The 7812-nt window shown below is 67.4% G+C and carries 7 protein-coding genes; 1 reads left to right on the forward strand and 6 read right to left on the reverse strand.

Going from position 1 to position 7812, the window contains the following annotated elements; genetic code table 11:
* Nucleotides 1–23: 23 nt before the first annotated feature.
* The 6 genes from pheT to thrS all read right to left on the reverse strand — a co-directional run bounded on the left by pheT (nt 24) and on the right by thrS (nt 7066).
* Nucleotides 24–2444: a phenylalanine--tRNA ligase subunit beta gene (pheT, locus tag ACK4TH_RS09640; protein ID WP_409625669.1), complete on the reverse strand. Its 2421-nt coding sequence runs from the start codon at nt 2442–2444 to the stop codon at nt 24–26.
* Nucleotides 2445–2465: 21 nt separating this feature from the next.
* Nucleotides 2466–3539: a phenylalanine--tRNA ligase subunit alpha gene (gene pheS / locus ACK4TH_RS09645; RefSeq protein ID WP_409625671.1), complete on the reverse strand. Its 1074-nt coding sequence runs from the start codon at nt 3537–3539 to the stop codon at nt 2466–2468.
* Nucleotides 3540–3649: 110 nt separating this feature from the next.
* Nucleotides 3650–4030 (reverse strand): 50S ribosomal protein L20, encoded by a 381-nt coding sequence (rplT, locus tag ACK4TH_RS09650; RefSeq protein ID WP_409625674.1) that lies wholly within the window; start codon nt 4028–4030, stop codon nt 3650–3652.
* A gap of 38 nt (nt 4031–4068) precedes the next feature.
* Entirely contained in the window at nt 4069–4272 is a 204-nt protein-coding gene (rpmI, locus tag ACK4TH_RS09655; RefSeq protein ID WP_068608969.1) for a 50S ribosomal protein L35, read from the reverse strand.
* Between the two features lie 250 nt (nt 4273–4522).
* The gene (infC, locus tag ACK4TH_RS09660) at nt 4523–5125 is read right to left on the reverse strand and encodes a translation initiation factor IF-3 (protein ID WP_409625692.1); all 603 of its coding nucleotides are present in this window, start codon (nt 5123–5125) and stop codon (nt 4523–4525) included.
* Nucleotides 5126–5140: 15 nt separating this feature from the next.
* A complete protein-coding gene (gene thrS / locus ACK4TH_RS09665) occupies nt 5141–7066 on the reverse strand; it encodes a threonine--tRNA ligase (protein WP_409625677.1) in 1926 nt (641 codons plus the stop codon).
* Between the two features lie 285 nt (nt 7067–7351).
* Between thrS and ACK4TH_RS09670 the strand changes: the two genes are divergently transcribed.
* Nucleotides 7352–7812: malonic semialdehyde reductase (locus ACK4TH_RS09670; protein WP_409625680.1), on the forward strand; the 461-nt coding region annotated here is incomplete at its 3' end.

Raw genomic sequence — 7812 nt, forward strand, 5'->3', positions numbered from 1 at the left:
ACGGCCCCCCCGACACCCCAGGGTCACGCCCGCAAGCGGGCCCCGACACGCTGTTGCAGCGATGCCAACACCGCCTGCACGACGGCGTCGATCTCCTCGTCGGTCAGGTTGGCGTCATGGCGCTCCAGGGTCAGGCGCACAGCCAGGCTCTTTTCGCCCTCGGCCAAAGCGCCGCCGGCCATCCCCGCCTTGGGGCGATAGACATCGAACAGCACCGCCTCGCGCAGCCACGGCTGCTCGACCGCCCCAATGGCCGACATCAGCTCGGCGTGGGTGACGGCCTCGCGCACGACCACCGCCACGTCCCGCTGCACGGGCTGGTGCCGCCCCAGCGGCTGGGCCTGGGGCACCGGGCGCTCCACGACCGCATCCCAGTCCAGCTCGAACAGCACCGGCGCCTGGGTCCAGCCTTCGGCCTGGCGCCAGCGCGGATGCAACTCGCCGACGATGCCCACGGGGCGGCCGTCGAGCAGCACGCGGGCGCAGCGCCCGGGGTGCAGCGCGGGATGCTGCGCCGGCTCAAACACCGGACGGCGCGGCGCCAGCAGGGCCTCCACATCGCCTTTGACGTCGTAAAAATCCACCGGTCGGGCGGGCACGCCCCACTGCAGGGCGGACTCGTCGCCCCACGCCAGCCCGGCCAGCCGGCGCGGCTGATCCAAGCCCGCCACGGTCGTGTCGCTGTCCGGCACCGCCGGATCGCGGCGGAACACGCGCCCGATCTCGAACACGCGCACGCGCGCGGCGCGCCGATCCACGTTGTAGCGCAGCACCGCCAGCAGGCTGCCGATCAGGCTGGAGCGCATCACGCTCAGATGGCTGGCGATCGGGTTGAGCAGCCGGATCGGCACCTCGTTGCCGGCGTAGTCGCGCTCCCAGCGCTCTTCGACGAAGCTGAAATTGATCGTCTCCTGGTAGCCGAGCGCCGCGAGCTGACGGCGCAGCGCAAACGGCGAGCGCTGCGCCTCCGGCCGCACGCGCGGCACCACGGGGGCCAGCGGCGGCGTATCCGGCAAGCGGTCGTAGCCGATGACGCGCGCCACCTCCTCGATCAGATCTTCCTCGATCTGCAGGTCGAAGCGGTACGGCGGCGGCGTCACCGTCAGCACGCCGTCGCCTTCGGCCACCTCCAGTCCCAGGCGGCGCAGCGGCTCGGCGCACTGCGCCTGCGTCAGCGGCATGCCGATCACCTGGGCCGCGCGCGCCACGCGCAGCGTCACCGGCTGCGGCTGCGGCACGTTGACGACATGGTCGTCGATCGGGCCGGGCTCGCCGCCGCAGATCTCCAGGATCAGCTGCGTGATGCGCTCGACATGCTCGCGCGTCGTGCTGGGGTCGACCCCGCGCTCGAAGCGGTGGCCCGCATCCGTGCTGAAATTGAAGCGGCGCGAGCGGCCAGCGATCGCGCGCGGCCACCAGAATGCCGCCTCCACATAGACATTGCGCGTGGCGTCCGACACCGCCGTGGCCTGCCCGCCCATGATGCCGGCCAGCGACTCCACGCCGCGGTCGTCGGCAATGACGCCCACCGTCTCGTCCAGCGTCACGGTCTGGCCATTGAGCAGTTCCAGCGTCTCGCCCGCGCGGCCCCAGCGCACCTGCAGGCCGCCGTGGATCCGGTCCAGATCGAAGATGTGCGACGGGCGGCCCAGCTCGAACATCACGTAGTTGGAGATGTCCACCAGCGCCGAGATGCTGCGCTGGCCGCAGCGCGCCAGGCGCTGCACCATCCAGTCGGGCGTTTTGGCCGTGGGGTCGATGCCGCGGATCACCCGGCCGGTGAAGCGCCCGCACAGGTCCGGCGCGTCGATGCGCACCGGCAGCACCTCGCCATGGCGCGGCTCCACCGGCGCAAACACCGGGGTCTGCAGCGGCGCACCGGTCAAGGCCGCCACCTCGCGCGCCACGCCGTGGACGCTCAGGCAGTGCGCGAGGTTGGGCGTGAGCTTGAGCGTGAAGAGCCGGTCGTCCAGCGCCAGCGCCTCGCGCAGATCACGCCCGACCGGGGCGTCACTCGCCAGCTCCAGCAGCCCGCCGTGGTCGTCCGACAGGCCCAGCTCGCGCGCGGAGCACAGCATGCCGTGACTCTCCACCCCGCGCAGCTTGCCGACGCGGATCTCGAACGGCTTGCCGTCCGCGCCGGGGGGCAGCACCGCGCCCACCAGCGCGCACGGCACGCGGATGCCGGCGCGCGCATTCGGCGCGCCGCAGACGATCTGCAGCGGCTCGCCCTGCCCGACGTCGACGCGGCAGACGCGCAGCCGGTCGGCGTTGGGGTGCGGCTCGGCGCTGACGATCTCGGCCACCACCACGCGGGTGAAGGGGGGAGCCACCGGCTCCCATTCCTCCACCTCCAGACCCGCCATGGTCAGCAGATCGGCCAACGCGCGGCTGTCGAGAGGAGGATTGCAAAAGGCACGCAGCCAGGATTCGGGGAATTGCATCGGGGGGTCTTTCTCTCAACCTCAACGGAACTGCGACAGGAAGCGCAGATCACCATCGAAGAACAGGCGCAGGTCGTTGACGCCGTAGCGCAGCATGGTCAGCCGATCCGGCCCCATGCCAAATGCAAAGCCAATGTAGTGCTCCGGGTCCAACCCCATGTTGCGCACCACGTTGGGGTGCACCTGGCCGGAGCCGGCCACCTCCAGCCAGCGGCCGGCCAGCGGTCCGCTGGCAAACTGGATGTCGATCTCGGCGCTCGGCTCGGTGAACGGAAAGAAGCTCGGCCGAAAGCGCAGCACCAGGTCCTCGGTCTCGAAAAAGGTGCGGCAAAACGCCGTGAAAACCACCTTCAGGTCCTTGAAGCTGACGTTGCGGCCGATCCACAGCCCCTCGCACTGGTGGAACATCGGCGAGTGCGTGGCGTCGCTGTCCACGCGGTAGGTGCGCCCCGGCGCGATGACGCGGATCTCCGGCATGTCGCCGGCGAACAGACCCGCCGCCCCGTCGTCGCCGGCTGCCGCGCGCGCGCGCTTGACGTGCTGCACCGCGTGGCGAATCTGCATCGGGCTGGTGTGCGTGCGCAGCAACAGCGGCGCCTCGGGCGTGCCGCCTTCGACGTAGAAGGTGTCGTGCATCGAGCGCGCCGGGTGGTCCGCCGGGGTGTTGAGCGCCGTGAAGTTGAACCAGTCGGTCTCGATTTCCGGCCCGTCGGCGACCTCGAAACCCATCGAGCCGAAGATGGCCTCGATGCGCTCCAGCGTCAGGCTCACCGGATGCAGCCCGCCCTGGCCGCGCTGGCGGCCCGGCAGGGTCACATCCAGCGCCTCGGCGGCCAGTTGGCGTTGCAACTCGGCCTCGGCCAGCTCGGCACGGCGCGCCTGCAGCGCCGCCTCGATGGCCTGCTTGGCCTGGTTGATGGCCGCGCCCGCCGCCTTCTTGTCCTCGGGGCTCAGCGCTGCCAGCCCCTTCATGCGCTCGGTGATCGCACCGCTCTTGCCCAGAAAGCGCGCCTTGGCGTTCTCCAGATCGTTGGGGGTTTGGGCCTGCGCGAACAGCTCGCGCGCCGACTGCACCAGGGATTCGAGATCGTTCATGCGGTGATCCGTTGCGGGGCGCGCTCAGCCCCAAAAAACGAACGGGCCAGCGCGCAAGGCGACTGGCCCGTGGAAAGACGGATGGCCACCCGGGTGGGCGGCCTGGGACGTCAGGCGGCCGTCGCTGCGCCCGGGGCCTGCAGATGGGCCTTGACGCGCTCGACGATGGCGCCGAACGCCGCCTTGTCGTTGACGGCCAGATCGGCCAGCACCTTGCGGTCGATCTCGATGGCCGCCTTGCGCAGACCATTGGCAAACTGGCTGTAGGTCAGGCCCAGCTCGCGCACGCCGGCGTTGATGCGGGCGATCCAGAGCTGACGGAAGACGCGCTTGCGGGCACGGCGGTCACGGTAGGCATATTGGCCGGCCTTCATCACCGCCTGCTTGGCGATGCGGAAGACATTCTTGCGACGGCCACGGAAACCCTTGGCCAGGGCGAGCACCTTCTTGTGGCGCGCGCGCGCGGTGACACCACGTTTGACGCGAGGCATGGTTTACTCCTTGTTCGTTACGGGGGTACCGCCGCCCATCACAGGCCGGCAAAGGGCATCATCTGCGCGATGTGGCCCATATTCGTCTCATGGACGTTGGCCGCGCCACGCAGTTGGCGCTTGTTCTTGGTCGTCTTCTTGGTCAGGATGTGACGCTTGAACGCCTGACCGCGCTTGACGGTGCCACCGGGACGAACGCGAAAACGCTTCTTCGCGCTGCTCTTGGTCTTCATCTTGGGCATGATGACTGCTTCCTGTTGAATTGTGCTCGTGAGGCGCCCCGGCTTTGCTGCCAAGGACTTGTCGGCCCCGAGCCACTTGTCGTTCCGGCCCTGGACTGCCCGAGCCGGCTTCGCACGCTGTCGCGCGCCGTGACACACCGCGAAACGCCGCAACGCGTCACGCCGCACACCCTGCCACGTGCGAAGCTCGCGATTATAGCAACGGGGCTGCGCCGTGCGCAAACGACCGATGCACCACGGTGCGCGACGCTCAGACCGCCGGGGCGGCAGCTTCCGCCTTGCCGGCGCCAGCGCCCTTTTTGCGCGACGGCGCGATCATCATGATCATCTGCCGCCCCTCCAGCTTGGGGAATTGCTCGATCACGATACTGTCGCCCAGCTCGTTGCGGATGCGCTCCAACAACGCCAAGCCCAGCTCCTGGTGGGTGATTTCCCGGCCACGGAAGCGCAGCGTCACCTTGCACTTGTCGCCATCTTCCAAAAAGCGGCGAATGTTGCGCATCTTGACCTGGTAGTCGCCCTCATCGGTCCCGGGCCGGAACTTGATTTCCTTGACCTCGATGACCTTTTGCTTGGCCTTGGCCTCGGCCGCCTTCTTCTGTTCGGCGTATTTGAACTTGCCGTAGTCGATCAGGCGGCACACCGGCGGGGTGGCCATCGGCGCGATTTCGACCAGATCGACGTCGAGGTCACCCGCCATGCGCAGCGCCTCTTGGATCGACACGACGCCGATTTGTTGCCCGTCGGGGCCGGTTAGGCGCACCTCGGGCGCGGTGATCTCGCGGTTCAAACGGTGCTGGCGCTCCTCGCGCTGGCGACGGTCACGGAAGTTGCTGGGGCGGGCGGTAGCGATGGTGTGGTTCCTTTGTCAATGTTTGGACGCGATGTCCGAACGCAGGCGCTGGGCGAAATCCGCCAAGGGCATGACGCCGAGGTCTTGGTTGCCGCGCGCGCGCACGGCGACCGTCCCAGCGGCCTTCTCCTTGTCGCCGACGACCAGGATGTAGGGCACCTTTTGCAACGCCTGCTGGCGGATTTTATAGGTGATCTTCTCGTTGCCAAGATCCAGCGCCACCCTAAACCCTTGATCCTGAAGCGTTTTGGCAATTTCGCCACAGTAGTCGGATTGCGCATCGGTGATGTTGAGCACCGCCACCTGGGTCGGCGACAGCCACGCTGGCAAGGCGCCGGCGTGCTGCTCGATCAGGATGCCGATGAAACGCTCCAGGCTGCCGACGATGGCGCGGTGCAGGATGACCGGGCGCTGGCGGCTGCCGTCCTCGGCCACGTACTCGGCATCCAGCCGCTCGCTCAGGTTGAAGTCCACCTGGATCGTGCCGCACTGCCACTCGCGGCCGATGGCGTCCTTGAGCGTGTACTCGATCTTGGGGCCGTAGAAGGCGCCATCCCCTTCGGAGATGACGAAGTCACAGCCGGAGTCGCGCAGGCTTTGCATCAGCGCCGCCTCGGCCTTGTCCCAGAGTTCGTCCGAGCCGATACGCGCCGCCGGCCGCGTCGAGACCTTGTAGAGGATCTCGGTAAAGCCAAAGTCCGCGTACACCTTCTTCAGCAACCGCGTGAAGGCGTCGCACTCGGGCAGGATTTGGTCCTCGGTGCAGAAGATGTGACCGTCGTCCTGCGTGAAGCCGCGCACGCGCATGATGCCGTGCAGGCCGCCGCTGGGCTCGTTGCGGTGGCACTGACCGAACTCGCCATAGCGCAGCGGCAGGTCGCGATAGCTCTTCACCCCCTGCTTGAAGATCAGGATGTGCCCGGGGCAGTTCATCGGCTTGATCGCGTAGTCGCGCTTCTCGCTCTCGGTGATGAACATGTTGTCGCGGTACTTGTCCCAGTGGCCGGTCTTCTCCCACAGCGCCTTGTCCAGGATCTGCGGGCCCTTGACCTCCAGGTAGCCGTTGTCGCGGTAGACCTGCCGCATGTACTGCTCCACCTGCTGCCACAGCGTCCAGCCCTTGGGGTGCCAGAACACCAACCCCGGCGCATGGTCGTCGATGTGGAACAGATCCAGTTCCTTGCCCAGCTTGCGGTGATCGCGCCGCTCGGCCTCTTCCAGTAACGTCAGGTACTTTTGAAGATCTTCCTTGCTGGCCCAGGCGGTGCCGTAGATGCGCTGCAGCATCTCGTTGCGGTGATCGCCGCGCCAATAGGCCCCGGCCACCTTCATCAGCTTGAAGTGTTTGAGCCTGCCAGTCGACGGCACATGCGGGCCGCGGCACAAATCCTCGAAAGCGCCTTCGCGGTAGAGGCTGACCTCCTCCCCCGCCGGGATGCTGCCGATGATCTCGGCCTTGTAGTGCTCGCCCAGCCCCTTGAAGTAGGCCACGGCCTCGTCGCGGGGCAGCACCCGGCGCACCACCGGTTCGTCCTTGGCGGCCAGTTCGGCCATCTTCTTCTCGATGGCGACCAAGTCCTCCGGCGTGAAGGGCCGCTTGTACGAAAAATCGTAATAAAAGCCGTTGTCGATGACCGGCCCGATGGTGACCTGCGCATCCGGATAGAGCGCTTTGACCGCGTAGGCCAGCAGGTGCGCCGTCGAGTGGCGGATGATTTCCAGACCCTCCGGATCCTTGGGCGTGACGATCCACACCCGCGCATCGCGCTCGACACGGTAGGCCGTGTCCACCAGGCGCGGCGCCTCGTCACCGGCGGTCTGCACCTTGCCCGCGACAGCCGCCTTGGCCAGCCCGGCGCCGATGGCCGCCGCAATCTCGGCGACGGTGACCGGCGCATCGAAGGTGCGCTGCGACCCGTCGGGGAGCGTGATCTGGATCATGGGTGAGGGTCCTGAAAAACAAAAAACGCGGCTCGGGGCCGCGCAAGAGGGTGTTGATCGAGCAGGCGCGAACTGCCGCCGGCCTGTTCAGGCCGGGGTGACCTCCGGGGAAGTTCGCGGTGTCATAACCGTATCGCCTGCGGGTTGGGTACTCTCAGCTCGACGGTATTTTCGCACAGATCCGCTAACCCCTCTCACTGCGCGCCACGCGCGGCACTGCCGTACGAACCCGCTGCACGAACCCATTGCAAAATGGGCGCTTTGGCTCTGAATCCCATCGACACCATGCAGATCACCACCGAGCAACTGTTCGACGACGCCCGCACCCACAACACCTGGCGGGACAAGGCTGTATCCGACGAGACGCTGCACCGCTTGTACGACCTGATGAAGTGGGGCCCCACCTCGGCCAACTGCGGCCCGGCGCGCATCCTGTTCGTCAAGTCACCGCAGGCCAAAGCCCGGCTGCTGCCGTGCCTGAGCGAAGGCAACCGCGCCAAGACGGCCGCCGCACCCGTGACCGCCATCATCGGCATGGATCTGGCGTTCTACGAGAAGCTGCCGCAGCTCTTTCCGCACAACCCGGACGCGCGAAGCTGGTTCGAAGGCCAGCCCGAGGCGATCCAGGCCACGGCCTTTCGCAACTCCAGCCTGCAGGGTGGGTATTTCGTCGTCCCTGAAAAATTCATTTTCACGCCGCCCTTAGCCGCAGCTGGGCAGGGTTGGCGCCACTGGACTCGGTTGGC

It is taken from the genome of Tepidimonas sp., assembly GCF_046292505.1.
In the GTDB taxonomy this organism is placed as follows: domain Bacteria; phylum Pseudomonadota; class Gammaproteobacteria; order Burkholderiales; family Burkholderiaceae_C; genus Tepidimonas.

Coding starts and splice junctions, on each gene's coding strand:
- pheT (WP_409625669.1), bottom strand. CDS start 2,444: ATGCAATTCCCCGAATCCTGGCTGCGTGCCTTTTGCAATCCTCCTCTC.
- pheS (WP_409625671.1), bottom strand. CDS start 3,539: ATGAACGATCTCGAATCCCTGGTGCAGTCGGCGCGCGAGCTGTTCGCG.
- rplT (WP_409625674.1), bottom strand. CDS start 4,030: ATGCCTCGCGTCAAACGTGGTGTCACCGCGCGCGCGCGCCACAAGAAG.
- rpmI (WP_068608969.1), bottom strand. CDS start 4,272: ATGCCCAAGATGAAGACCAAGAGCAGCGCGAAGAAGCGTTTTCGCGTT.
- thrS (WP_409625677.1), bottom strand. CDS start 7,066: ATGATCCAGATCACGCTCCCCGACGGGTCGCAGCGCACCTTCGATGCG.